The organism is Bacillus sp. ISL-46 (assembly GCF_018613205.1).
Genome location: NZ_JAGGQR010000012.1, coordinates 1 through 25,516 on the forward strand (window position 1 = coordinate 1; position 25,516 = coordinate 25,516).

General features: G+C 35.7%; 27 protein-coding genes and 4 pseudogenes. 11 read left to right on the forward strand and 20 right to left on the reverse strand.

Annotated features, from left to right (window positions below):
- Positions 1 to 1,222: 1,222 nt before the first annotated feature.
- The 4 genes and pseudogenes from J7E67_RS06385 to J7E67_RS06400 all read right to left on the reverse strand — a co-directional run bounded on the left by J7E67_RS06385 (position 1,223) and on the right by J7E67_RS06400 (position 3,393).
- A complete protein-coding gene (locus J7E67_RS06385) occupies positions 1,223 to 2,242 on the reverse strand; it encodes a DUF3231 family protein (protein WP_214713952.1) in 1,020 nt (339 codons plus the stop codon).
- Positions 2,235 to 2,513, reverse strand: a complete 279-nt coding sequence (locus J7E67_RS06390) for a helix-turn-helix domain-containing protein (protein WP_251026602.1) — start codon at positions 2,511 to 2,513, stop codon at positions 2,235 to 2,237. Before J7E67_RS06390 ends, J7E67_RS06385 begins: the two co-directional genes overlap by 8 nt.
- Positions 2,514 to 2,692: 179 nt before the next feature.
- Positions 2,693 to 2,941 (reverse strand): annotated as a pseudogene (locus tag J7E67_RS06395) (tyrosine-type recombinase/integrase); the annotation flags it as partial.
- 152 nt (positions 2,942 to 3,093) lie between these two features.
- Positions 3,094 to 3,393 carry a hypothetical protein gene (locus tag J7E67_RS06400; RefSeq protein ID WP_214731264.1) on the reverse strand — a complete coding sequence of 100 codons (300 nt, stop codon included), beginning with the start codon at positions 3,391 to 3,393 and terminating at the stop codon, positions 3,094 to 3,096.
- 205 nt (positions 3,394 to 3,598) lie between these two features.
- On the opposite strand from J7E67_RS06400, the gene J7E67_RS06405 reads away from it, so the two are divergent.
- Both J7E67_RS06405 and J7E67_RS06410 read left to right on the forward strand, forming a co-directional pair.
- Positions 3,599 to 4,546: a DNA-directed RNA polymerase subunit alpha gene (locus J7E67_RS06405; protein WP_214731266.1), complete on the forward strand. Its 948-nt coding sequence runs from the start codon at positions 3,599 to 3,601 to the stop codon at positions 4,544 to 4,546.
- A 309-nt stretch (positions 4,547 to 4,855) separates the two neighbouring features.
- Positions 4,856 to 5,050, forward strand: coding sequence for an IDEAL domain-containing protein (locus J7E67_RS06410; protein ID WP_214713944.1), 195 nt, complete (start codon positions 4,856 to 4,858; stop codon positions 5,048 to 5,050).
- A 106-nt stretch (positions 5,051 to 5,156) separates the two neighbouring features.
- On the opposite strand, the gene J7E67_RS06415 is transcribed toward J7E67_RS06410, so the two are convergent.
- The gene (locus J7E67_RS06415) at positions 5,157 to 5,654 is read right to left on the reverse strand and encodes a conjugal transfer protein TrbL family protein (protein WP_214731268.1); all 498 of its coding nucleotides are present in this window, start codon (positions 5,652 to 5,654) and stop codon (positions 5,157 to 5,159) included.
- Complete coding sequence (locus J7E67_RS06420) at positions 5,605 to 5,817, reverse strand: hypothetical protein (RefSeq protein ID WP_214713940.1); 213 nt, start codon at positions 5,815 to 5,817, stop codon at positions 5,605 to 5,607. Before J7E67_RS06420 ends, J7E67_RS06415 begins: the two co-directional genes overlap by 50 nt.
- Before the next feature lie 624 nt (positions 5,818 to 6,441).
- Between J7E67_RS06420 and J7E67_RS06425 the strand changes: the two genes are divergently transcribed.
- Both J7E67_RS06425 and J7E67_RS06430 read left to right on the forward strand, forming a co-directional pair.
- Complete coding sequence (locus tag J7E67_RS06425; protein WP_214713938.1) at positions 6,442 to 7,311, forward strand: SDR family oxidoreductase; 870 nt, start codon at positions 6,442 to 6,444, stop codon at positions 7,309 to 7,311.
- A 131-nt stretch (positions 7,312 to 7,442) separates the two neighbouring features.
- A complete protein-coding gene (locus tag J7E67_RS06430; protein WP_214713936.1) occupies positions 7,443 to 7,829 on the forward strand; it encodes a hypothetical protein in 387 nt (128 codons plus the stop codon).
- A gap of 136 nt (positions 7,830 to 7,965) precedes the next feature.
- Here J7E67_RS06430 and J7E67_RS06435 read toward each other — a convergent pair whose 3' ends face one another.
- Genes J7E67_RS06435 through J7E67_RS06450 form a run of 4 tightly spaced genes read right to left on the reverse strand, consistent with a single transcriptional unit; the run spans position 7,966 to position 11,092 of the window.
- Positions 7,966 to 9,174, reverse strand: coding sequence for a hypothetical protein (locus tag J7E67_RS06435; protein WP_214713934.1), 1,209 nt, complete (start codon positions 9,172 to 9,174; stop codon positions 7,966 to 7,968).
- Between the two features lie 15 nt (positions 9,175 to 9,189).
- Positions 9,190 to 10,020: a hypothetical protein gene (locus tag J7E67_RS06440; RefSeq protein WP_214713932.1), complete on the reverse strand. Its 831-nt coding sequence runs from the start codon at positions 10,018 to 10,020 to the stop codon at positions 9,190 to 9,192.
- Positions 10,017 to 10,706, reverse strand: coding sequence for an ABC transporter ATP-binding protein (locus J7E67_RS06445; protein WP_214713930.1), 690 nt, complete (start codon positions 10,704 to 10,706; stop codon positions 10,017 to 10,019). The genes J7E67_RS06440 and J7E67_RS06445 overlap by 4 nt, the downstream gene beginning before the upstream one ends.
- A gap of 11 nt (positions 10,707 to 10,717) precedes the next feature.
- Positions 10,718 to 11,092, reverse strand: coding sequence for a GntR family transcriptional regulator (locus J7E67_RS06450; RefSeq protein ID WP_214713928.1), 375 nt, complete (start codon positions 11,090 to 11,092; stop codon positions 10,718 to 10,720).
- A 561-nt stretch (positions 11,093 to 11,653) separates the two neighbouring features.
- On the opposite strand from J7E67_RS06450, the gene J7E67_RS06455 reads away from it, so the two are divergent.
- Both J7E67_RS06455 and J7E67_RS06460 read left to right on the forward strand, forming a co-directional pair.
- On the forward strand, positions 11,654 to 12,043 hold the full coding sequence (locus tag J7E67_RS06455) for a DoxX family protein (RefSeq protein ID WP_214731270.1): 390 nt from the start codon (positions 11,654 to 11,656) through the stop codon (positions 12,041 to 12,043).
- Between the two features lie 282 nt (positions 12,044 to 12,325).
- Positions 12,326 to 13,090 (forward strand): DUF3891 family protein, encoded by a 765-nt coding sequence (locus tag J7E67_RS06460; RefSeq protein ID WP_214713924.1) that lies wholly within the window; start codon positions 12,326 to 12,328, stop codon positions 13,088 to 13,090.
- A gap of 58 nt (positions 13,091 to 13,148) precedes the next feature.
- Here the strand turns inward: J7E67_RS06460 and J7E67_RS06465 are convergent, their stop codons facing one another.
- Together J7E67_RS06465 and J7E67_RS06470 are read right to left on the reverse strand one after the other, a co-directional pair.
- Positions 13,149 to 13,364, reverse strand: a complete 216-nt coding sequence (locus tag J7E67_RS06465) for a DUF1540 domain-containing protein (RefSeq protein WP_214713921.1) — start codon at positions 13,362 to 13,364, stop codon at positions 13,149 to 13,151.
- A gap of 146 nt (positions 13,365 to 13,510) precedes the next feature.
- Complete coding sequence (locus J7E67_RS06470; RefSeq protein WP_214713919.1) at positions 13,511 to 13,978, reverse strand: DUF3291 domain-containing protein; 468 nt, start codon at positions 13,976 to 13,978, stop codon at positions 13,511 to 13,513.
- 586 nt (positions 13,979 to 14,564) lie between these two features.
- Between J7E67_RS06470 and J7E67_RS06475 the strand changes: the two genes are divergently transcribed.
- A complete protein-coding gene (locus tag J7E67_RS06475; protein WP_214713917.1) occupies positions 14,565 to 14,750 on the forward strand; it encodes a YjcZ family sporulation protein in 186 nt (61 codons plus the stop codon).
- Positions 14,751 to 14,852: 102 nt separating this feature from the next.
- On the opposite strand, the gene J7E67_RS06480 is transcribed toward J7E67_RS06475, so the two are convergent.
- On the reverse strand, positions 14,853 to 15,410 hold the full coding sequence (locus J7E67_RS06480; RefSeq protein ID WP_214731272.1) for an HYR domain-containing protein: 558 nt from the start codon (positions 15,408 to 15,410) through the stop codon (positions 14,853 to 14,855).
- Positions 15,411 to 16,396: 986 nt separating this feature from the next.
- On the opposite strand from J7E67_RS06480, the gene J7E67_RS06485 reads away from it, so the two are divergent.
- Genes J7E67_RS06485 through J7E67_RS06500 form a run of 4 tightly spaced genes read left to right on the forward strand, consistent with a single transcriptional unit; the run spans position 16,397 to position 20,446 of the window.
- Complete coding sequence (locus J7E67_RS06485; RefSeq protein WP_374102964.1) at positions 16,397 to 17,980, forward strand: spore germination protein; 1,584 nt, start codon at positions 16,397 to 16,399, stop codon at positions 17,978 to 17,980.
- Complete coding sequence (locus tag J7E67_RS06490; RefSeq protein ID WP_214713914.1) at positions 17,977 to 19,083, forward strand: GerAB/ArcD/ProY family transporter; 1,107 nt, start codon at positions 17,977 to 17,979, stop codon at positions 19,081 to 19,083. Before J7E67_RS06485 ends, J7E67_RS06490 begins: the two co-directional genes overlap by 4 nt.
- Positions 19,076 to 20,281, forward strand: a complete 1,206-nt coding sequence (locus tag J7E67_RS06495) for a Ger(x)C family spore germination protein (RefSeq protein WP_214713912.1) — start codon at positions 19,076 to 19,078, stop codon at positions 20,279 to 20,281. Before J7E67_RS06490 ends, J7E67_RS06495 begins: the two co-directional genes overlap by 8 nt.
- Before the next feature lie 15 nt (positions 20,282 to 20,296).
- Positions 20,297 to 20,446 carry a hypothetical protein gene (locus J7E67_RS06500; RefSeq protein WP_214713910.1) on the forward strand — a complete coding sequence of 50 codons (150 nt, stop codon included), beginning with the start codon at positions 20,297 to 20,299 and terminating at the stop codon, positions 20,444 to 20,446.
- Between the two features lie 32 nt (positions 20,447 to 20,478).
- Here the strand turns inward: J7E67_RS06500 and J7E67_RS06505 are convergent.
- The 7 genes and pseudogenes from J7E67_RS06505 to J7E67_RS06535 all read right to left on the reverse strand — a co-directional run.
- A pseudogene (locus tag J7E67_RS06505) lies at positions 20,479 to 20,708 on the reverse strand (formate dehydrogenase accessory sulfurtransferase FdhD); the annotation flags it as partial.
- Positions 20,699 to 20,875: a hypothetical protein gene (locus J7E67_RS32260; protein WP_214731273.1), complete on the reverse strand. Its 177-nt coding sequence runs from the start codon at positions 20,873 to 20,875 to the stop codon at positions 20,699 to 20,701. The pseudogene J7E67_RS06505 and the gene J7E67_RS32260, both read right to left, overlap by 10 nt.
- A 161-nt stretch (positions 20,876 to 21,036) precedes the next feature.
- The gene (locus tag J7E67_RS06515) at positions 21,037 to 21,447 is read right to left on the reverse strand and encodes a riboflavin kinase (RefSeq protein ID WP_214713906.1); all 411 of its coding nucleotides are present in this window, start codon (positions 21,445 to 21,447) and stop codon (positions 21,037 to 21,039) included.
- Between the two features lie 29 nt (positions 21,448 to 21,476).
- Positions 21,477 to 22,464, reverse strand: a pseudogene (locus J7E67_RS06520) (D-2-hydroxyacid dehydrogenase family protein).
- Positions 22,465 to 22,658: 194 nt separating this feature from the next.
- Positions 22,659 to 22,916, reverse strand: coding sequence for a YciI family protein (locus tag J7E67_RS06525; RefSeq protein WP_214713904.1), 258 nt, complete (start codon positions 22,914 to 22,916; stop codon positions 22,659 to 22,661).
- A 13-nt stretch (positions 22,917 to 22,929) separates the two neighbouring features.
- Positions 22,930 to 23,910, reverse strand: a pseudogene (locus J7E67_RS06530) (aldehyde dehydrogenase family protein); the annotation flags it as partial.
- Between the two features lie 564 nt (positions 23,911 to 24,474).
- A complete protein-coding gene (locus tag J7E67_RS06535; RefSeq protein ID WP_214713902.1) occupies positions 24,475 to 25,503 on the reverse strand; it encodes a YheC/YheD family endospore coat-associated protein in 1,029 nt (342 codons plus the stop codon).
- Positions 25,504 to 25,516: the final 13 nt, after the last annotated feature.

The window sequence follows — 25,516 nt, forward strand, 5'->3', positions numbered from 1 at the left end:
TATATAGGTATTGCCCTTTTTTGTTGAATGTTTTTGAATGTTTTTGATTGTTTTTAAAGTATTTTTCTAGATATTAACTATCCTAATTTCACATATGTATTCATAAACAAATGTCTTCAACTCCTAAATCTCAATAACAATATGATTCATCAAGTATCTGTTTTTTTAAAAATTCCCTATGTTTGCACAGTTTTTAGATCCTAAAAACAGCATCTCACTTTTAAAGCTATCCATTAAACTTATTCTTCCAGAGAAATCACTTCAATTTCTATAATTAAATTCTATCTAAGAGATTAACAAAAATCAATCACTTTCATTCAAAATCTTTCAAAAACATCCAAAACCTTTTAAAGTCCTATACTTTTAAAAGTTAAACTATTAATTCTTCAGTTTTTTACATTTAGTGACATTCTAGTTGTTTTGATTCAACATATCTTTGAAATTGGACATACAAAACTCATGTTCATTATTTAACATATCTAAAGTGTGCCAGCTCTCCAACATGCTTTTTACTGCTGCAGAATAATAAGGATTTCCATATCCTCCTGTCCTAACTTATAGAAATTAAGAATATCGGAAAATAATAGGATCGCTGCCAACCCAAGATAATGTCAGTTGAACTTGAGTATTACTTGGTTCATAGAATCTCTCAATACCTATCTTTTATTGATTCACCCTTAACCATACTAAAGGAATATGAAATAAATATTACTGTACCAAAAAGTTCTGTTGATGTTTACAGAGCAAATTCATATCAAGGCCGTGCTTGGCTGGTCGCGGTACACGGGATTGTCGCTGCGGATTGGGATTTTCTTCTTAATCTTCATAAAACAGTATTAAAACTGGCAAGCTTGCATTTTCGACTCATTTCTACTTTTCTCTTCTTAATCAAACGTTTGTTTAGATTTCAAATGGACCCTTGAGGGATGTACTTTGAATACTTCACCTAAAAGCTTATTTTCAACTCTGCTTACTTTGTTGATTAAGGTTTTCTTCTTACTTGAAAAGATAAACCACAAGGTAAAATCTGTTTCATTAAGAACACCAACTTTAGCTTAAACGTTAAGTGTTTCAGGGGTTGTTTAATTCCGCATTGCTGTAGAAGGTAAGCATATAAATTGTGCTTACCTTTTTTATTAGAATCAAATTTCACATGATAAAAATGACAATAAAAAACAATGTTAGCGATACCATTGTTTTTGTTTAGTTTTCAAAACTTTATTTAATTTTGCTTTTTTTGTTGGGCTAATTTTACTTTATCCATTGTTCCAGGGGGTTGTTCTAGCCATTCATTTTGAATCATTAAATATGCAATGTCCTTTGCGTACTGAGCAATCTCAAGGGAAAGGCGTTCATAATTTAAAACTAAATCACTTCGTTGACTTGCTGCGGCGGCTGTTGCATAATTACCAGTTCCCATTGCTGTTAATAATCCCATTTGGAACATTATTAATTTATCAGAAAATACCTCGGCTGTTGAGTTAGTTATGGATACATCAGCAGATACGGGCGACTGTGTATTATTATCAAGTAAAGTAGAGGAGAAAATTTTGACGTGTTTTTCAGAAATGTCTTTTCCTTGAAGCATAAGTTTTTGAACTTCTTTCCTAGGGGAAGATTGGGCAAAACTAATAGCTAATATTACCCCGATTACATTGTTTTGAATATTCATATTTAAGTGTGATATTTCGATTGCATTTAATGGTCGTTTATTAGTAAATGGATTTAATCCACTTAAATAGCTTTTGCTGTCAACAAAATCTTTTTGTTTAGGATAATCAATATAAGGCGAACGGACATACAGTCCTTTTTGTAGAAGTACCTCCGAACTTTCATCATATAAATCAGCGGTTTTGTTAAGTCCATTCTTATAAAATTTGCGAATATCTCTTCTTGTACTCATGGATAAAAAACCACTGTATCCTAGCATCCCAGCTTTAGACATATGGTTGATATATGTAAGCATAAATGAATCTGTATATAGACGAGGAGCATTAAGGTTAACATCACTGTCAGACAACCCATTGGGAACAGGAAAATCTTCTTGCTGAAAGAGTTCAGTTAAATAGGAAAAATCGCCAGATGGAATGTTAAGAGCCATCTCAATAATTGACCTTACTTCTGAGTCTTCAACTGTATTAAGAAAATAGTTTAAAAATTGAATCGACATACTATCATTCATATAGGTCGTCCAAAGAGATGCTATTTCGGACGAAGTTAGATTGATTTTATTTTCACCCATGATATAGAACCTCCAAATAATGCCTAGTAATAAATGTATTATTTGTTAAATAGGAAAAAGTATTCAAATCATCTTTTTCAATGACCCGTTTTGTTTCAGGAGCATATTCTTTTGTTCCATAAACGTTTTTTCTTAAGACTGTTGTCGGTGCTGTATTGTTTTTTAGGTATTTACTTACTGTGTTACGAGATATTCCAAGTTTTGTCGCTATTTGTCTTTGCGATAAACCTTCAACCTCTTTTAAGAATTTGATATTATGAAATTGAGCCATTTCGATCATCCTTTTCGTCCTCTCATATGAAGTAAGTTTGGTCACTTCCTATCATAAGAGAGGTTAATAGAATTGGAAATCATGTGGCTCATTTTTTATGTGATCAAATCATGGAAAAGTGGCTCAAATCTAGATTATCAAAAACAACCCTCTCTATTTGAAGATTACGATTTTCCATATTAAACATCTAAAGAATTTAGCGGGTTATACTTATCATTCTGCTCTCGTAAAGCAGTTCCCCATAAAGCCAAGTAAATTCCACTCGTCTTTAAAGAACTGTGACGTAACATTTTTTGTAAGGTGAAGACATCACCACCATTAATTAGGAATCTGTGTGCGAAGGTATGTCTGAAAGTATGGGCTGATAACCTTACATCTTTAAAGTTCATAATTGTCTTTAGCCGTTTAAAGACATTTTTAACTGCATTTGAAAGCATTGATATAATAGGCTTTTATTTTTCCTGTATGATTTAAACAGATGTAATTGGTGGCAGTATGTTTGGTTTTGCCACCAGTCTGCTACCGACTTGCCACCAATTTAACACCAGCGAAACCCTTTCTACGGAAAGCCCCGAGCAGGTCAAGGAAGAATTTGAAACCAATATTTATCATGTATCGCAGACAGATAAGTGGTTAAGGGAAAATCCGCCAAAAATCGAGTGCGGCGTTCACGGCGTGGAGTGTTAAACTGATGGAAATATCCACTCTTGGTAATCCGCTTCACGGTATGGCAGTATATAAGGGCAACAACATACTTACTTCTTAATATTTTCTGATCTTCAATAATTTGAGTCAAATTATTTTTCAATTCTTCAAGCGCCACATGACTGGATGATGCATTCAGGCCCAGCTCATCCAATAATGCTCCTACTTCGGTCATAGGCAATCCGCCATATCCATAGGGCGGCCATCACAGCCACTCTTAACTAACGGTCTCTCAAACTTTCCTGCTGCAGACCAAGAAAACAATCGTTAAATACATTTTTTACCTGTAAAATTAGCATTCCTAATAGTACTTGGAGTATATTAACTAAATATAATAGGTTGTTTTTGGTGTTAATGACTAAAAGGAGTGTATAATTCGGATGTTAAAAATTGAAGTGCCAAGAATTGAAAAGGTTATGATTAGCGAGGATGCCAAGTACGGAAAGTTTGTCGTTGAACCTCTCCTGCGAGGATTTGGAACGACACTTGGCAACTCATTACGTCGTATCCTTTTATCTTCACTCCCCGGTGCCGCTGTCACTTCCATACAAATAGATGGGGTACAGAATGAATACTCAACTATTGAAGGGATAGAAGAAGATGTAGCAACCATCATTTTGAACATAAAAAAATTATCTATGAATATTTTCTCTGACGATGAGAAAGAATTGATGATTGATGTACATAGAACCGGTACAATAACAGCTGCTGATATTTCTCATGATAGTGATGTAGAGATCTTAATTCCCGATTTGCATCTTGCTACCCTTAAAGAGAATGTACATTTTAGAATGCGCCTAACTGCAAAACGTGGACGTGGTTATGTTCCAGCAGAGCTAAACAAACTTGAAGTCCTTCAAGAAGGAGTCATACCAATCGATTCAATCTATACACCGGTTTCACGCGCCAGTTATATAGTTAAAAACACTCGTGTTGGTCAATTGGATAGTTTTGAAAGGTTATCTTTCGAACTTTGGACAGATGGGAGTTTAGGACCCAGTGAAGCCCTTTCTGAAAGTGCAAAAATGTTTAATGAACATCTTTCTATTTTAGTAGGACTTAATCCTGAATCACAAGATAGCCAAATTATGTTGGAAAGAGAAGAAGTTTCAAAAGAAAAAGAAATTCTTAACCTAACTATTGAGGATTTAGACCTTTCTGTTCGTTCTTTCAACAGTCTCAAACGCAATGGGATTAATACTATTCATGACTTAGCTAATAAGTCCGAAGAAGATATAAGAAAATTACGTAACTTAGGACAAAAATCTTTAAAAGAGATCATAGATAAATTAGAACGTTTAGGTATAATCGTACGCAAAGATGATTAAAATCCATCATTATTTTCCTTGTGAATTCCCACTAAAGAAAATATTCTCCGGTATCTTGAAGAAAGTACCAATGGACGGTAGTTATAAATGTTTTTAAATGTAGTAAGTAGGTGATAATTAATTATACATATCTACTTACTGCAAGGACGGTACAATTATGTACTCCTCCATACTCATGAATAGATTCTTAACCAAATATGTAGATAAAATATATTTCTTTTTGTTCTCTCTCAAATTACCAATTTTAATTATTTGAATAGTCCGAAAATTGTTGGTATACTAGAAAAAAGGTTAAGGAGTTGATTTCTTATGGAAAAGAATTTGCTTAATTCACCACAACCTGAAGTAAATGTCATGGATTCTCTATTTGCTGAAATGGTGTTAGACAAGGCCCTGCGTGATTTCCGAAAAGAGAAAATTCAAAAAAAAATCGACCTATCCTTAGAAAATAAAAATAAAGCAGAATTCCTACGATTAACAGAGGAATTAAAGAAAGTTTCTTAAAATTGTTTTATGTAATTGTTCTTAAAAGGATCTTCCAGTCGAAGATCCTGTTATACTGCTTGTTGAACTAAAGTACCCGTTTGTTGGACTCGGAGTCTCTTTTTCTTTACCTTTTTAATAGAAATCTCCTAGCTATCAGTTTGGTTGTACCACCCATAGCCCCCATCATTCCTCTTCCAGAACCCGATGAATACCACATATTTCTAAGTACCGATGGACTCTTTATAAGGAGAATACAACATCCCATAAGTAAAACAAAATTAAGAAACGTAATATTTTCATTGATTAAAATACTTAGAGCTACAACGAATAAAAAAATTTTCGCGATAATAGTAACAATCTGACTTAGTAATTCACGCCACCAGACACCCAAGTATTCATTATCATCAGCAATGACCGATACACAAGCTAAGGGAGAAAGTAAATATAGGAACATGATATCTGCATGGAATACTGCAACTGAAAATAAGAATGCTATAAATGCTACAGCAAATACGGCTAGTAAGATAAGGAGTGCAGCACCCTGAAAATGGAACGTGTCAAAGTTATTTGGATCAAACATATAAATTGATTTTTTCCTTGCTAACCTTACTTCCTTCTCCAATCATCCAGTTCCCCATGTTATAGGCGACTTGTTCTAACAAGATCTTTTGGATAAAAGGCATTGCCGGTAACAGCAAAGCGGTCACTTTCAACAAATCGAAAACCTGCTTTGGATTGGCTCTTCCAATTGTGTCGCAAAGGACAATTTCATCTACTCCAAGCACCTCAGCTCTTTCGACCATGTCTAGAAATAGATCAGAATCTATTTTTCCTTCAAACGGACACCAAAAGGAAATAGCAATATTATATCGAATAAAAACATCATTGGCTTTTGCTTTTTAATTTTAACTGCGCAAGGTACGTCTGCCCGGCTCTCAAATAAAAAAACCCTACTTTTGTAGGGTTTCCGATTGTCGACAACTGGCATTCCGAATAAGCCTATTCTGGTGTCTTTTGTCATTTTTATAGTCTATTGTATTTGCTCTGGTTTTCCAATATCGCTAAACGAATAAGCTTCACTTTTATTTCTTTGCTTAATGAAAGCCATTCAGGTTTAAGGATTTTCATTTTACATTCCCCCATTAGAGTATTGTTCGGTTTCAAGAAGTTTTTAAACAACTTATTTTGTAACAATAATCATCTGAGATGCATTTGATATTTCTACTTATATTAACATTCCCGTTCCATCGAACTTTTTAACATTTTTCGTTTTCCATTTTATTTAAATTTTCTACATTTGTTCATTTATAACATGGTTTGTGGATTTATACATTTTTGCTTGTTATGGTTTATTCTCTCTGTTGAACGGGTACTGTATTCACATCCCAAATTTATTGGAGGTATAACAAATGAACAATGAACAGTACCCAAGCAAATTACCCGCACAGGAACAAAACCAGCAACCAGGAATTGAGAAGGATATGAAGCCACTTCCAGATACGGAAAATCCGAACTACAAAGGAAGTAACAAGCTACAAGGAAAGAATGCCATAATTACCGGTGGAGACAGTGGAATTGGACGTTCTGTATCAATAGCTTTCGCAAAGGAGGGGGCAAATGTTGCGATTATTTATTTAAACGAAAGCAATGATGCCGAAGAAACCAAACAGCTGGTTGAGGAGGAAGGTGGAAAATGCCTATTAATTGCTGGAGACATCGGTGATGAATCCTTCTGTAAAAAAGCTGTACAGCAAACAATAGATGAGCTGGGCGGACTTGATATACTTGTGAATAATGCGGCTGAACAGCATCCTCAAGAAAGCATTTTGGATATAGGGACAGAACAACTGGAAAAGACATTCCGGATAAATATTTTTTCTATGTTCCATTTAACAAGATCCGCGTTGCCTCACCTTAAGCAAGGAAGTGCGATTATTAATACAACATCTATCACTGCCTATCAAGGACATCCAAAGCTGCTTGACTATTCTTCTACTAAAGGTGCAATTACAACCTTTACACGGTCTCTTGCCCATCAGCTTGCCGAAAAAGGAATCAGAGTAAATGGAGTCGCTCCAGGACCTATTTGGGCACCACTTATCCCTTCTACTTTTACCGCGGAAGAAGTAAGTAAATTTGGACAGGATACACCGATGAAGCGCCCTGGACAACCGGAAGAGGTTGCTCCTGCGTATGTCTACCTTGCATCAAATTCAGATTCATCCTATGTTTCTGGACAAATTCTGCATATAAATGGTGGAAAAGTCGTTAATGGGTAGGTAGATACATTAAAGCAAATCATTCCCTCCATAAGCCATAAAAAGAGAAAAAAAATATAAACTATTAATACAATTTGTCCACACCTCCCAATTTACTCCTACATTTAATGTAGAAAGGGAGGTGAAATTTTATGAGTATAGAGGACGTTATTTCAATTGGAGCAAATTGTATTGTACAAATCAGAAATCGCTTTTTTCTATTAGTAGAAATCGAAGTAGAAGCAGGTAATGTTGCATTCGAGGAATTCGTGTTTATTCGTATATCACGACAAGAGGCCAGGACATTGTTGGATGCAGGAGTCAATCGTTGTGAAATTACAACCCGCGTTCCGAGATCGGATGATGTAGAAGTAGAATTTATTTGTATCTTGATTGTAGATGGAGAGGCATTTGCAGTGTTTGATGTAGAAAACAACACGGACGAAGCAGTTCTTGTCGAAATCCCATTAGCAGCTGCACGTCGATTAATCCGCAGAGGTGCAAGGGAATGTACGGTCATTGACAGATTGCGAGATTAAGATCTTTAAAAAGAATTAATAGATTACACAAAAGGGCTATTTACGCGAATAGTCCTTTTGCTATTAAGATTGATAAAGCAGGGATTAAAATAGGACAAAAAAATCGAAGCTTGAGGGAATTATCCTCAAGCTCATTTTATTGAACAGACTCTATTTCACTAATTTGAAAGAGAAAATCATTTTGACCTTCTCTTGTGTTTTTCACTTTTAGTTCTCCTTCATATAATGATTTTCCTGTTTTTAAATCACGAATGAAAATGGTATGTCCATTATTTGTTGAATGAATGATATATATTTTTCCATTCATTAATTTTATATAGGGGGCACCTTCATCTTCCTTATTATGTAATAAATCAAATGTCAGTTTTTTGCCCCATTTCTCCTTTTCGATATCATACTTGTTCACTTCAAAACCACTCTCTGACTGAGATGGTATAAAGATAGTAGAATGAAAGATAGCAGAGAAATCACCTATAGTTCCACGTATTTCATCAGGAACAACTAATTTTTTCGACTTATTATTTTCTATATCGTACACCATGACTTCATTGGCGACTAATTTCGGTTCACCGTCCAATTCCATTTCGCCCTCAGCTTGAACCTGTTTATCTTCATAAGCCTCAGTCTTAAACAAAAGATATTTTTCTGATTGAATAGAATTATAATCATTGATAATGATAATATCTGACCACCCATTCTCTACCGATGAGGCCGAATGAATTATTTCATCATTAACTAATTTTTGTTCATCTATGTTAATTGTGTATACATTCAGATCATTTCCGCCCTCTGTCCGAAACCCCCGTGTGATGACCTTTAAGTTACCATCTATGACTTGGACATCGACAACCTCCATCCAACCGTAATTTTCTCTTTTCGGCACAGCTAACTGAATCGAAGTAGTTTCTTCTGATTTTTTATTTAATAGGTTAATATCAAAAGAGGAATGTCTAGAATCCTTCGCTTTTATGCTGGCATAGACTACTAGATTTTCATCTTCATAAAAGTTATTGGGCGTGAATTCCTTACCGCGCATAAAAGTCCGGTACTGGTCTATTAATTTTTTTAATACAGGCACGGTGTTATTCTTTGTTAGTTCTTGAATTAGAGATTGATTAGTTAGATTGATTGTTTCTTTACTTGTGATTTGTAAGGATTGATTCAGGTTACCAACAACATAGTCACCGTAAAAGATTAAATTTTTCACTTCATCTTCCTTACCACTTACTTTTTCAAATTCAATTTTAGCATTCTCATTGGCAGCCAAACTAGATTGTATATAAAAAGTTCCAATAACCATCACCGTAACGATACAAAGTGAGATGATTTTCCAATATCGTTTCATTTGTACGCCCTCCTTTTAAACCCTTACTTTTTTCGTTATGAGGAAATTGCCCGTCCATATGGCACCAGTCAAAACAATGAAACCTGTTCCTAATTCCATGAAAAATAGTTCCAGTGGGTAAAAGTAATTGTTTAGAATAAATTCATCTACTAAAATGGGAGCTAAAAAAATTACAATAGAAGCGGCGCTATAGAGAATGCCGTAGAACACCCCTTTCATACGAAAAGAACGTTCAAACAAAATAGCCGTAAAAACAATAAATACAGCAGCCATTCCACCGACATAATATAGAATAAATTCAATAAAAGTATTTGGAAACATAATCATCAAATCAGGAACCTTAATCATTTCATAAACTGAGAGATTGGTACGCAACTCATTCGGAACGATCCGCAGTAACACTTGATTTTCGATGGGTAATAATATTAGCTGCAAGGCAACAAGCCCTAAAGTAAATAGTAAAATCGTTGTCGCTTTTGCTAAATAAACATGAATTCGAGCAGTCGGCAACATTAACAAACGATAAATAAATGTATTTTTCCCAAGCCAATCACGATACCAGATAAAAAAAACATAAATGATTAATACCACCAAACAAAGTCCAATCGGTCCCATAAACCAAAGAGTCTGAGAAATATTATAAAAGGATAGGGTGCCATTTTGTTCGATAAATTCACTCATCGGTATTAATTCCTCGTAAATCATTTGATTTGCTTGATTTACATAGGTTCGTGATTCAACAATCACGCCAATTAGTTGGGAAAAAATCGTAACTCCAATTAAAACGATATATAGTTTCCAAAAACGATTAAACTCGAAATTGACTAACTTCAAATAACGACTCATGCTTTATACACCTCTCTCATGACATCGATTACCGATTTTCCTTCACTTTCTCTGACCTCTTCTGCATCGAATTCTTTTAACACTACCCCATTATCTAGTAACACCACTTTATCAATTAGATGTTCGATATCATTAATTTCATGTGTCGTAATGATGACACCACGGTTCTCGATTAGATGGCTGGAAAATACATCCGCAATTTGCTCACGACTAAATATATCAATCCCTGAAAAGGGTTCGTCCATTAAAACATATTCTACATCCATTGCTAAACCTAGCAAAAGGTTCACTTTTGCGGTATTGCCTTTCGAGAGTTCAGAAATTCGATCACTTTCTTTGAGCTTGAAAAATTGAAGAAGTTCGCTTGCCCTTTCCTGATTCCAACAATCGTAAAAATCAGCCATAAAGGTAAAAGCATCTCCTATTTTCATTTGGGGAAGCATCGTTATGGCATCAGGGATAAAGGTCATTTTTTCATAACTCCCTTTATGAATTTTTTCTCCATCAATAATAATTTCACCACTATTAATTGGGGTTAATGCCATGATGGCCTTCATAATGGTTGTCTTCCCCACACCATTAATGCCAATTAAACAAGTAATCTTCCCTTTTTCAGCAGTAAATGAAACTCCTTTTAACACTTTTTTCCTACCAAATTTTTTAGTTACATCTTTTACTTCTATCACATAAATCCCCCCTATTCATTCATTTCCCTTTCATACTTGCTCTTTACTAAATTCAAGGCCTCATGTAAAGGTACATTGATTGCCCAAACTGAATGAACGAATGCATCAACTGCCTCTAAAATCAATTCCTCTCGTACCATTTTCAACACCTGCTCATCTTTCGTAATGCGGCTAGGCAAATTCCCTTCCGTAAAAATCAACCCTTGTTCCTCCATTTCTTTATACGCTCGCTGCGCTGTATTCGGATTAATTTTCAGCTTATTCGCTAGTTCCCTTCTTGATGGAATCTCTTGACCTGGTTCGAAATAACCTGTTGCAATTTGTTCTTTAAAATGCCGGATCACTTGTACATAAACAGGATCCCTATTGTTAAACTTTACATCCATAGACCCAACTCCTAAAAACATAATGTTTTCATATCCGTTGTATTATTAGGTTAATACAGTAATAACAAAAATAAAAATGCTATAAAAAGAAACCAGATTCCAAAAAAACTCATGCATTAACCTGATTAGACATTGTTCAAAATAAAATGTGTTTAAACATAAGCTGCATTTACACTATCTGTATTAAGTGCATAATACAATAAAAAGAAAAAATAGGCTAAAGGAGCAATGCAATATGGTGTTTTAAGCATCAGAGCTGTATAAAATAAGTATTAGCAATAAATGATTATTCATAATTTATCATTAATTACAAATCTGCTACACACTTAGAATGTATTAACCATATAATACACCTTATGAATTGTATTATATATTTAATACACTTTGAACGCAACAATAGATATTAAAATTTAATTACACAATAATGTAATTTTGGATTTGGATTCTAGGTTCCACAGGGACTGTTTTTATAGAGGATAATCGGAAGTTTTGCGTGCAAAAAGGCACAACTATGGAAGATTTTTAATTTCAATCAGTTTTACTGTATGTTAGTTTTTTGTAATGGTCTGTCCCTCTTCTTGCATAAAGATATACAAAGGGGGGATTTTTATTTTATATCCAAATAAACTTATTAGAATTACTGTTGCCTATGTTTTTATTACCTCGGCACTTATGAAATTAATGAGTACCGAAGTAGCGAATCATTTTCTTGGATTAGGACTGCCCTATTCCCACATGATGTTAAAGATTATCATTTTACTAGAAATAGTTTGCGGAATTCTACTATTGGTTAATAAAGCTGTTAAAAATGCAGTGGTACCTTTAATTGGTATTATGATCGCAGCCATTCTATTAACAAAGGTTCCCTTACTGCACACTGGCTTCCTTCCATTCGCTTTTGGTGCTCGTTTAGACATTGTTATGTTAGTTTTGCTAGTTTATCTATACTAGCAATACCATTCCTAAAAATATAGACATTGCTGGATATTACTATCTATCTGTTCTAAATGGGATTGTAACGAATCCATTTAACACGCAAAACGAACAGAGTTTTTTAAATTGAGTTATCTTTTAAAATAAAATTTTCATAGGAGATTCTTGTAAGTAAAAAGGAAAGAATACAAAATGTCTATTTATACTAAGTCAATTGATTAAATTTGCTGGATAAGTGGTAAATATAAAAACAAGAGAAATACAAACTGGTGTAGTTTTGCAAAGAAAGGATTAACGAAAATGATTATAACGGAAAGAGAACAAAGCTATTTTATGGTAACTCAGAATGATCACGCCAAAATTGCAGGGGAAATCGCCCGAAACTGTAAAGATGATTATTTTTTTGATCATACACGAACCCAAGAAGTGCAACTGGCGATCCAAGAACATGACAGAGGCTGGATAGAACTGGATACGTCTCCTGTATGGAATGATAAAACGGAGATGCCGTACTCTTTTATCGACTACCCGATAGTGCTTAAAATTTCTTTTTATAAAAAGGGATTGAATGAAGTTGAAAAAATGAGCAAGTATGCTGGACTTTTATGCAGTTTACACTATTCATCATTCATCCAGGATGCTACAGAGCCCGCAGTCAGGGAATTTTGGAATGAAGAAAAGCAAAGACAGGAGCAGCTTTTAAAGGGATTGCAAATAGTGGGAAACGAGAATAAGAATGAAATTTTAATGTACCACTTAGATCTGTTAAAATTTTGTGATTATCTTTCCCTGTATATTTGTTTAAATGAACCTGGAGATAATAAAAGGATACATCCCTTTTTTCGAAATGGATTTCCACAGTTATTTCCTTTTGTTACGGACAAACCCATCGATGCTCATTGGAAAAACCAAGAAACGGTTTCGCTCTCCTTCTCCCCTCTGAAAGGTGAATTAGAAGTAAAACTGCCTTATAGGGCTGTAAGAAAAGACCAAATAGAGGAACATGGCATCTTACAGGCATACAAGGATACCCCTGTTACTATAAGGAAGATAGCGTTTAATTAGGTGAAAACCTGTGGAAAGCATTTTCCGAAAAAATGCAATCCACCGGTATATCGTTTATCTAAGATCTGCGTTTAGGTTTAAAGGTTTTACAACAGGTTTCTGCTGAAGTACCTGCAGTATCTATATGATTCTTTTCACCTAATTCGGCAGACATTTCTGTATCATACCTTGCATGGTTATCTAGTTCAACCATAATTTTTTCCGCAGTACAAACATTTCCTTGTCCATAAAACGAACAGTTGGAAATCGCACAAGATACTTCAACGTTAGGCATTGTCTTACCTCCTAGTTAATGACCTGTTGCTTTATTATTTTTTGTAAAAACAATTTTTTCATTCCTGGATACAAAAGATATAAAAACAGATACTAGTAATTATTATCACCCAATTGAAGGTGATCTGTTTTTATAATCAGTACATTCTATTTAACCAAGAACGTCTCTCCTACTTCATCAAATGCGTGCTTATAGTCAAACGCAAAAGGAGTGGGTCCATGCTGAATATAATAGTTGTATCTCTTGAATGCCTCCTCCCAGGATACATCCTTCACCTTTTCCGTCCACCACACCACATATGTAGGTTGTTTCTCTTGATGAGTTTCAATCCACTTGTTCCTGTCTCGTATGGCTTGCTTGTGTTGACCTGAATACGTAAAACGATATAAAGATTGAAGGCTTTTCCATACCGTTAGTGTAAGAATAGGTACACCCTCCCCTTGGATAACTTCCTCAGGGAATGGCACTCCATTAGGTGAAAACTCCTCTATAAGATGCCCTGACTTAGCAGCCTGGCGAAACACTTCGTATCCCACCTCAAAAAACTCACGAGAGGCAGGATGCTCATACGGATGTTTTAGTCTACCGACAGTATAGATCGCAACAAAAGCCATAATTATCTCTCCATTTACACTTTTTACCTACATATATTCAAGAAACTCTGGACTAATTCCTGTTGAAAAAACTTACCATCATTCGTTGTTTTCCACGATGATAATAAATCATTTGATTTAAAAAATAAGCAGTGGATAACAGATGAAAATAAATGGGGAATTACTAATCCTAATAAGAAAAGAAAGGTGATAATCCTAACTGTTTTTCCATGCTAATTGTTAAATATATCTCAATGAATGTTGACGATTTCAATCGCTTTCACTTTTGAATTATATGACCTTGATGAGGATATGGAACAGATCATCATTTTTATGAAAAAACTTTCTTTTTATAGAAAGGACTCAAATTCATAAATTACTAGGCACAATTAATTACCTTTGTAAAATCTTCAAGAAAAGTGTAGTCTCCATACACTCGTTGAAGGGTGGCTGCACTTTTTTTATTTCGACAAAAATCTACGAAACTCGGACGATGACTGGCTCTGCCTCTAAAATTTTATATATACTGGCTCCAATTTCATCTCTAAGTATATTATAAAGGGTGTTAGCCTAATTACTCTCCATACAATCGAAAGGTAGTGTTTGAATGTATAATAACGCAATCCCTAATCTTAGTGATTACTCTAATGCTATTCCCCAGGCTCCAATGTCTTACGGCTTTGCGACTCCTTTTCAGGGACAATGTGTTAATGTTCGTGGGTGGGGAAGTTTTATCATTATCATCGTGTTGTTTATTTTATTAATCATTATCGGTGCAATTATCGGGCGATGACAGACACCCAAATTTAAAAAATCACAACTAAAAAAGTGTCAGGTACCATCTAGATTTGATCGTGCCTGACACTTTTTATGTTCAAGTAACATTTACTTCATTTCACAAATTTCCCGACAAAGAAATTAAAAGATTTGCCTTTTCTTTCGTAAGTGACTTATCACTTTGAGCAGATAACTCATTTACATACGCTTTAAGTTTACCTTCTAAGGCATTCTGATTACCTTTCGCTGCTGCTTCTTTTGCTCCATTAAGTTTGGTAGCCAGCGAATGAGCAACACCCGTCTTCGTTACAAAAGATTCGGTTAATCGGCTTAAACTATCAAAGTCCACAGTTACCGTAAATTGAAATTCTAATTCTGCTGCATTACCTGAATGATCAATAGCTTTGGCTGTGAATTTATTTACTCCTACACTATATTCATATGCCGGCCCTTCTATAGACGGGCATTCGACAGAAGCAATTCCAGACAAATCATCAATTGCACTGCAAGTGATAGATATGTTTGAATCAACAGAATAACTTTCCTTATTACCAGTTACTGTGATTACAGGAGATGTTGTATCTTCTTCCACAATCATAATCCAGCTGATTTGAGGATCAGGTGAACCAGCTACCCTGCGAACAGTGAGGTCAAGTTTCCCATCCGTTATGTTCACATTTTTATAGCCTTTGACATCGTAAGAACTCGTAAATACATAGCCCTTCGTTTTGGTTTCACCGTTAATTAATATATCTGCTTTTCTGCTTCAATTACTTAATAGGTAACGTAACGAAGAAAATAAATCTCCACTGTTACTGCCCGACGGTTTTGTACGATCCCCGACCAATTCAAAGAGTTCTCTGATAGATCTCACCCTGGTTTTGGCCAGACTTCACCTTTTTTGTTGAACCTGTCCTTTTTATGTAACCATGCCGGGCATATTCAGCCGCTCCTATTAGAGCAGCCGAAGATTGAAAAGTTAATATCAGTGATATGAATTTCTACGTCAAACTTACTTGAACCCCCGTATGCCAAAACTGTGTTGTGAGAGATCATAGGCTCGCCAACTCCTCTTACTCGATTGATCAAGTGCATGGCTGCACTGCGATTTAATATATAAACTGCTGTTTCAAATTATTTAAATCCTAATATGAAATGAACTTGCATCTTTATCATGCAGCGGTCTTGTTATGCGATATTGTTAAGAGAACGAATTTGCCTTGTTAACGCACTTGATAGTATATTCTTTCTTTCTTTCTTTCTTTCTTTCTTTCTTGACTCTTCAGTTACTGCTTTACAAGGGTATAAGTTTATGTTTTTTGGCAAAGATGTTTTTATAACAGATGGTATATAAATACGACCGTAAAAGTTAAACGATAACTATTTATAGAAAGGTACTCTTCCTCAATAACTTAAATTAAGAGAGTTCACCAAAGTTTATGAATATTTAAAGAAAACCCTTTTTTGAATAAAAGAACAATCCGTTATGTTTTGTTAAAGGAAAGGGTTTACATTTCATAAAACATAAAGAATCTATTAAAGAATAATCTTTTTGAGTATCTAACCCTATCATTAATTTTTTAGAGAAGGGTTTAGTCATAAAATTAATGAAAGAAAAATTATAGCAGAAACATCCATTGAAGACGAAGGAAGGATAATAATTTGGATTCAAATTCCTTTTTTAAACTAAAAAAGACCGGAAAACAATCGTTTCAGTCAATACAGGAAGAACAAGAAGATTTTTCTCTTCAATTGTTTTCCAATCTTGATGAAAATCTTTATAACATAAAAGCGATGTTAGATAAACCAAGTGATCTCATTACGAGGGAATTTACTATAGGGAATACCCATCATCGATGTGCCATCGTGTATCTGGATGGTTTAGCCGACAAAATGGTAATCAACGATCAAATCATAAAAAACATTCAAATTGAATCTGTAGTAAGTGAAAAAGAATTATCGGACAAGGCCGTTCATCTTGTCGATCAATTATATAACAAAGTTCTCTCCGTTGGTGAAGGAAAAAGAACCACATCATCAGATGAAATCTTATATTCTATACTTTCTGGAGACACCGTACTCTACGTAGATGGTACGGACCAAGCATTAACAATTGGTAGTAAAGGTTGGGAAAACCGAAGTATTGAAGAACCAATTACAGAGGCAGTGATTCGCGGGCCGAGAGACGGGTTCATTGAGAATCTGAGAACCAATACGATGCTGATTAGAAGATCTATTCGGGATCCGAATTTGCGTTTCAAATCGTACAAGATAGGAAGACGTTCAAAAAAAGACCTTGTTCTCGTCTATGTCGACGGAATCGTGAATCCGTATATTGTGAAAGAAGTCAATCAAAGATTGGCATCAATTGATATGGATGACGCCCTGGAAACAGGCTACATCGAGCAATGGATTGAAGATAACTTTCTATCACCGTTTCCACAAATAGATCATACAGAAAGACCGGATAAAGTAGTGGGGGCTGTTTTACAAGGGAAAGTGGCGATTTTGTTAGATGGAACACCTTTCGTTTTAATCGCACCCATGACTTTCGGAAATACGCTCCAGTCCCAGGAAGACTATTATGAACGATGGATTGTGGGGTCCTTAGTTCGTATATTGCGATATCTCGGAGCCTTTATTGCTGTTTTTTTACCCGCTTTATACATTGCGCTCGTTTCGTATCATCCTGGAATGATACCGTCTAAATTAGCATTTTCCATTGCTGCGACCAGGGAGGGGGTTCCTTTTCCGGTTTTTATTGAAGCATTATTAATGGAAACGACTATGGAATTACTACGTGAAGCCGGGATCCGCTTGCCAAAACCGATTGGACAAACGATTGGAATTGTTGGGGGGCTGGTTATTGGTCAAGCTGCCGTCTCTGCAGGGATTGTGAGCCCGGTTATGGTCATAATAGTCGCGGTTACAGCTGTTTCTTCTTTTTCTATGCCCGGTTATAGTACGGCACTTGCTTTTCGAATTATCCGTTTTGGTTTTATGGGAGCGGCGGGTCTTTTTGGATTGTATGGTATTATTCTGGCTTACATTGTAGTTAATATCCATTTGGTGAATTTAAAAAGTTTGGGTGTCCCCTATACAACTCCCTTTGCCCCAAGCTTTGGCCGCGACTGGAAAGACCTTGTTCTTCGTTTCCCGATCACTATGCTGACAAGACGCCCTAACTATCTGCAAACAGAAGATGAAAAACGAATGGGGATGAAGAAAGGAGGACACTCATCGTGAAGCCCTTTGAATATGGAGATGAGGAAATTAGAGAACTAGAAATTCTCTTCATGGTGGCTTCGTATACGATTGCGATAGGGGTACTTTCCATTCCACGCACATTGGCAGGGACAACGAATTTCTTTGATGGCTGGATTTCTTTAGTGATAACGGGTATTTTCATCATTTTCATTACATGGATCAGCACAAAACTCGCCTTACGTTTTCCGAACCAGACATTTTTTACGTATGCCTCTGCGATTTGTTCAAAACCTGTAGCTGCACTGATCACCATATGCTTTGCTATTTATTATATGGTAAGTGCTGCCTATCAGACAAGATTTGTTGCAATCATTACTAAACAATACTTATTGGCCCGGACACCAGTAGAAATCATTGCGTTACTGTTTCTACTTGTCATAGTTTATGCGGTTTCAGGTTCTCGGGTTGGTGTCATACGGTTAAATTTGTTGTTCTTTCCCATTATTCTTTTCATTGCTTTATTGGTATTGGGGATGAATATCCCCAATTTTGAACCTAAGAATCTATCTCCCTTGTTCACCACAAGCTGGGAGGGCTATTGGAAAGGCAGCAAAGAAAGTTTTTTTTCTCTTATTGGTTCTGACATTCTTCTCTTTTATGTTGCATTTGTGAACAGATCGAAAGGAGTGACAAAATATGCCATGATTGGTGCAGGTATTCCGTTAGTTCTATACCTACTTATATATGTGATGGCCATTGGTGTTTTCACTGCAGAAACAACTGCAACGCTCGTTTATCCCACGATTGAACTTGCTAAAGAAGCAGAGGTACCAGGAGGCTTTTTTGGGCGTATTGAATCGTTATTTTTTATGATTTGGATTATGACTATTTTTAATACGGCATCCTTATGCCTCGATGTAAGTTTAATGGCCTTCAGTTCCCTCTTTCAAAAAGTAAAAAAAAGAACATTTATTTTTCTTCTAACACCTTTTATTTACCTAATCGCCATGTTTCCCATAAATCTAATAGAGGTGACTGTACTAGGCAGGTACTTAAGTTACTCTGTCTTCGGACTGGGAGTTTTGATTCCAACAGTTTTACTAATACTAGCGAAAGTCAGGGGAATCAAGGGAAATGAGTAGATTCAAGTTATGCATAACCCTATTAGGAGTATTTTCTGTTTTCCTTACCGGGTGTTGGGATCACGTGGAAATTGAAGATCGTGGCTTTATTATTGGATTAGCCATTGATTTAGCTGAGGAAACAGATGAGAAATTAGATGAATCAGAAGGAGAATATCGTTATAAAGGAACCTATCAATTCGTCGTTCCCTCTGGATTATCCCAGGGAGATTCAGGCCAAGGCGGCCAAGGCGGCACTTCACAGAAGGCGTATAATAATTTAGTAATCGAGGATGAGACTATATCGGGGCAATCGCGCCATTTAGCAGAAGAAACGAGTCGAACACCATTCAATGAACATTTGCAAACCATTATCGTATCAGAAAATGTCGCTAAAATACCAAAAGCATTAGGTAATGTCCTTGATTTTTTCCTGCGAGATAGTGAAACACGAAGAGGAATAAAAGTTATGATTGCAGAAGGGGAAGCAGGTCCTATTTTGGGTATTCAACCAACACCTGAAAATCTTCCGGTCATGCATATTGATTCAATTGCTGAAAATTCATTTAAAAACGCAAGGATTCTTCCTGAAAAACGAATCGGCAGCATTCATGAACGTTTAATAGATAAAACAAGCTTTGTCGTTCCTAAAATAAAAATGGATAATCAAAAGATAAACATAGCAGGGGCAGCCGTCTTTCATGGTCATAATAATCAAATGATCGGCTTTATTAACGGTGATATCACTGAAGGTTTAAATTTGATAACAGGTGACTATAAAGGGGGTATTTTGAAAACAAAAGTAGAGAATAAGCTAGTTGTTTATGAAATAAAAAGGGAAAAAAGCAGTGTAAAGGTCGAGTCAAAGAATAAGGAAAACATTCAGTTTCATATTAAAATTGAGGCAGAAGGACAAATTGGAGAGTCATTTGGTTCTCTTGATTACATGAATCCTAAAATCCTATCTAAAGTGGAAACAGCCGTTGAAAAAGAAATTGAACGAAAAGTATCCAAAACAATTAAAACGTTTCAAGAAGATTTAAGAGTTGACGCTCTTGGGTTAGGTGGTTATCTTCAACGGGAAGATTATAACACATGGAAACGAATCAAACAAGACTGGGATGATGGGAAAAATTACTTTTCCACAAGCACCATTAAAGTTCAAGCAGACATCATTGTCCAAACTCCTGGAGCAATAATTGAAAGTGAAAAACAATAGAAAGAGGTGAGCTAGATGTGGGAAAGAGTAATCGGCCGATTGCCCTCCAACCTTATCATCTTTTCTACTGTAGTATCCGTATTACTTCCTATGGCATTCTATAAGCTGAATCAAAAATTTCACGATTATGGTGATCCGTCATGGAAAAAGAAACAAGAACCCTAAAATACCGCTTTGTAAGAACAGAGCGGCATCAGTTATTTAGCTAATCCAGGCGTAATAATACGTTCTGGATTTGTATATATATTTAATGCTTTGTTATGGATAAAGCCAACAGCGGTAATACCAAGTCTTCTGCTAAGCGCAAAGCCAGTTCAGTTGGTGCAGATTTTGAAAGAACAATACCACATTTAATTTTAGCTACCTTTAATAATATCTCTGAGGAAATACTGCCACTAAATACGATAACTTTATCCTCTATTGAAATTTTTCCAAGCGGTATGTGACATCCTGCTGCGGAAAAGAGTCGTCAGAGTTCAATTCTTTCGTATTACGTACGTCTACTTTCGAATAAATACCAAGTTTTCCTTGATTTATTTTATGAATTTTCAGGGATTCTTCTTTTAATGTCACCATAATTACCTCTTTCATCATATTGAACTTTCAATCGCTAAAAAGACTGTAATTCTCTAAAAGTTAAAACTTATATATTTTGTGCTGTAAACAAAGTTTTTCGGACGTAGAATTTTATGTTCATCACCTCACTCAGTACTTTCAAATCACCAATTTACAATAAAATTTTTTATTCTTATTTCTTAATTCATTAATTTAGAAACGGGCATTAGTAGACTTGTAGCAGTTTCGATATCTATCTTAATTTGGGCTTGGAGTTCTTGAATATTATTGAACTTTTGTTCATTTCTAATTTTAAAAAGGGCCTCCACTTGAACAAATGCCCCATATATTATTTGATCAAAATCAATTATATAAACTTCGATGCTTTTCTCATAAACTTTATGAAATGTTGGTTTTACCCCGATATTCATAACACCGTAATAGTCGCAATCGTTTAATTTTATTTGAACGCCATATACCCCGGTTTCTAACGATGGGGCTGAAAAATCAATATTTGCAGTCGGAAACCCTAATTTCCTTCCTCTACCCTCGCCATGGACTACCTTTCCTTCTAGATAAAACTTTGTTTCTACTAGTAATTCCGTGCTCATATTGTCACATCCCAATTTTTAAAAAAATCTTAGTTTATCTTTCTAATTGGCTCACCCAATAGAAATGCTTGAATGTCTTCTAATGCCTGTCGATAGAATGTTTGATAGTTTCTTTGGGAGACATATCCGAGATGCGGTGTCGTCAGTACATTGGGGAGTGAGCGGAATACGTCTTTCTGTGATAAAGGCTCCTTCTCAAATACATCGATGGCTGCCCCTGCTCCAACCGTTCTTTAAAGCCTCTATAAGTGCATTTGGGTCAACAATTGCAGCACGCGATGTATTAATTAAATACGAAGATAACTTCATCCTTTTAAACTCTTCACTACCTAGCAAGTGTTTAGTGCGATCACTAAGTACAAGATGAATCGAAACAAAGTCACTTGTTTCTAAAAGTTCCTCTTTTGATGATGCTAAACGAACACCTGCCTCATCAGCCCTTGCTTGCGTAAGATTCTGGCTCCATGCTACTACTTCCATTCCAAAGGCCTGCCCAATACGTGCTACCCGGCTGCCAATCTTACCCTGACCCAGGAGACCTAACTTTTTTCCATATAAATCTATACCGACTGAACTTTGCCAAGGTCCATTCGTTTGAATGGCATTATGCTCGGATACAATATTTTTGGCCAATCCCAAGAGTAATGCCCAGGTAAGCTCGGTTGGAGGCTCTGGATAACTTTCAGTTCCACAAACGACGATACCTGACGAAGCCGCATAAAGATCGATGGAAGAGTTTCTCATACCTGTTGTAATAAGCAGTTTCAAGGTTGGTAATCGTGATAGAACAGAGGCAGGAAATGCAGTTCGTTCACGTATAATTACTAGAATTTCATAATCTTTGATAACATTGACAAGATCATCCTCATTATCATAATATTTACTAAATGTATGTACTTCTACTTTTTCTGAGATAGATGACCAATCCACGATGGAAGTAGCAACATTTTGATAATCATCAAGGATTGCGCAACGAAAGATTCCCATTAAGTTCATCAATTTCTTACTTGAATTCATAGTATTATCTCTTTTAAATAGCTTTTCACCAGTACCGATATAAGCAAAAAGAGACCGTTTCCAGTCCCTTTAATTAAAAGTCTTCCCCTAGTTATGCTTGTATGAAATAAATTCGCCTGCCATCTTACCCGTAAGGCACAGTTTACATTCCACACATATAACTTGAATTTTTTGAGGGGCTTCTACGAGTATCATTACACAACCTTCCATTCTTTAAGCTCTAACCTTCGTGATTCACATAAGACATGTGGGTCATTTTCTGCTAATGTGAGCGCTTCTTCATATGAATCTGCTATATATACCACTAGACCGCCAGAGTCATCCGAAAAAGGCCCTCTTGCAAAAATCTTTCCATTTTGATCAAGCTTGTCTAAATACTCAATATGTCGCGAACGCACTTGCAGATTTTTTTCTTTATCCAGCATATGCAAAATCGCTGCATAGTAAGGCATTACTTTCCACTCCCTAATTGCGATTCCAAACAACCAACTTCATTTCAGTCATTTCTTCAACTGCATATTTTAATCCTTCACGTCCTGTTCCACTTTCCTTTACCCCGCCATAAGGCATGTTATCTACCCTGAAAGTAGGAACGTCATTGATCATGACACCGCCAACATGCAACTTCTCTGTTGCATCCAGCGCTGTATGGACATCATTTGTATAGATTCCTGCCTGTAGACCATAATTAGAGTCATTTACTAATGTAATCGCCTCATCTACAGACTTAACTTTATTAATTAACACAATTGGTGCAAAAACTTCCTGACAAGAAACCTTTAATTGGCGATCAGCATTTAAAATCGCAGTCGGGTGGACAATATTACCTTCAGCAATCCCTCCTATCGTAATCGTTGCTCCTGCTTGTTTTGCCTCATCAATCCAAAGAAGTGTTCTCTTTACATCACTAGGTGAAATCACTGCAGAAACATCTGTTTCAGGATTAAGTGGGTCACCTAATTTTAATTTCTTCGTTGCTTCTACAAATCTTTCAACAAATGAATCGTAAACATCTTCGTGTGCATAGATCCTTTGTAGTGAGATACATACTTGCCCTTGATTGGAAAAGGCACCTGTTACACATCGAGAAATGATTTTATCAATATCTACATTTCTATCGATAATGACAGCGGCATTTGATCCTAGTTCCAATGTGACACGTTTTAAACCAGCCTTATTGCGAATTCCAATTCCAACACTCGGACTGCCTGTAAACGTAATCATACTTACTCTTGAATCAGTCACCAGCTTATCTCCCACAACTCTTCCAGCACCTGTTACCACATTCAATGCCCCTTTTGGCAAACCGGCTTCTTGCAATAACTCCGCAATGAACAACGAAGAAAGGGGAGTTTGAGATGCTGGCTTTAATACAATTGTATTCCCTGCTGCAATGGCAGGGCCCACTTTATGAGCAACGAGATTCATTGGGAAATTAAAAGGGGATGTGATATAAAACATTGGAGGACAAATAGGAGGACACCAGAGGACAAATTTAGATATAATAATGTATAAAGCCCTTCTCAACTGAGTGGGGCTTTTTCCTCTTCAGCAGACAATCCTTCTTCAATGTAGTGTAGTGCTTTAATTTAAAATCTCATAATTGAATACAAAGAAAAATCCCTACTTTTAATATAAAAGTAGGGATTTTTGGCGTTTTAATAGACTTAGGGATTAGTGAAAAATAGGGGACCTTATTGAAGAAAAGCGCCCTATAGTTGAAGAAGAAAAGAGACGCTTATTAAACAATAGCTCCCGATTCTTGAAGATCGTTAACTTTAATCAAAGCCCTCTTTCTTTGAAGAAGATATTACATCCTCCTTAAGAATGAACTTTCCCAGAAGTTTAATAAAACACTATTTATAAAAATATCCAATTCAAAAATAATATTATACTGTATAATTGATATTAATCGTTCTCTAAATACTATATTTGAATAATCATATATAAATCCATACGTTAGAAAGCCCGTTTCAACATCACCACCGCCACCGGTTACTCCTTTTATATTCAGCCAGTGGCACAATTTTTTTCAGCTAAAAAGCGGGCGTAACGAATCATTCGCTTCACAACATCTAACTCTAGAGCAAACGTTGCGGGAGTACCTGGTCTCCAATTTACCTCATATATCCAAATTCTATGAATTGAATCTAGACCGATATCAATTCCTAATTCATCAAGGGAACCGTCATATAAACGATCAAAGTGTTCAGAAAAAACGACCGCAAAGTGTTCCATATATCTTTTAATATTGTAATATTCACCACCAAACTCCTTTTTTAAAAAAATTTCAAACATTGTTGTATATCCACCATTGCTTAAGTTAGCGGTAAATCCTTCACTTGCTATACAAGGATAAATGGTTGTTAATGCCCATTTCCCCTCCTCATTTTTTTGAACATGTAAACGGAAGTGAGTTGCTAACCCCTTTTTCGTTGTAGATTTTATAAACGCTTGCGCAAGATAACTTTCTTTTTTGGCTACCTTTTCGGCGAAAACCTTAAATTTTGTTTTATTCATCTTTACTCTCGTCTTGTCTTGTTGAACAATAAAGTTTTCTTTATTTCTCCATACAAAAAAAATGTTTTGTCCTTTATGACCGTAAAGAGGTTTTAAGACAATCTTTTTATGCCGGTGAAGAAACTTAAATACATCTTGATATTTCAAAATTTCAGTAGAAGGAATTAAATAATGGGCAAATAGTTTTCCTTCCTTTATTTTTTTATGGACATGCATTTTATCTCCAATCGAATAGCTTGTGAAAGGAATCATTTCGTGTAATCTGTCAACAATTTCTTCCTGCCTTTCCGTCCCAGGAGAACTAGAGTTATAAATGACATCAGGAAACGGTCTACTTTTTTGCATCCACTGTCCGTCTTCATAAACCCAGGCTAGAATCCTTCGATCATTAAAATTGACAGATCCAGGCGAAAAAAAATAAAAATCAACACCTTCCATTTTAGCGGCTGCTGCATATGCATAAGATTTAAACACCGTTCTTGGATCTTTTCGGTGAGAAAGCATCCCAATCGTTATCAAAATCAATTGACCT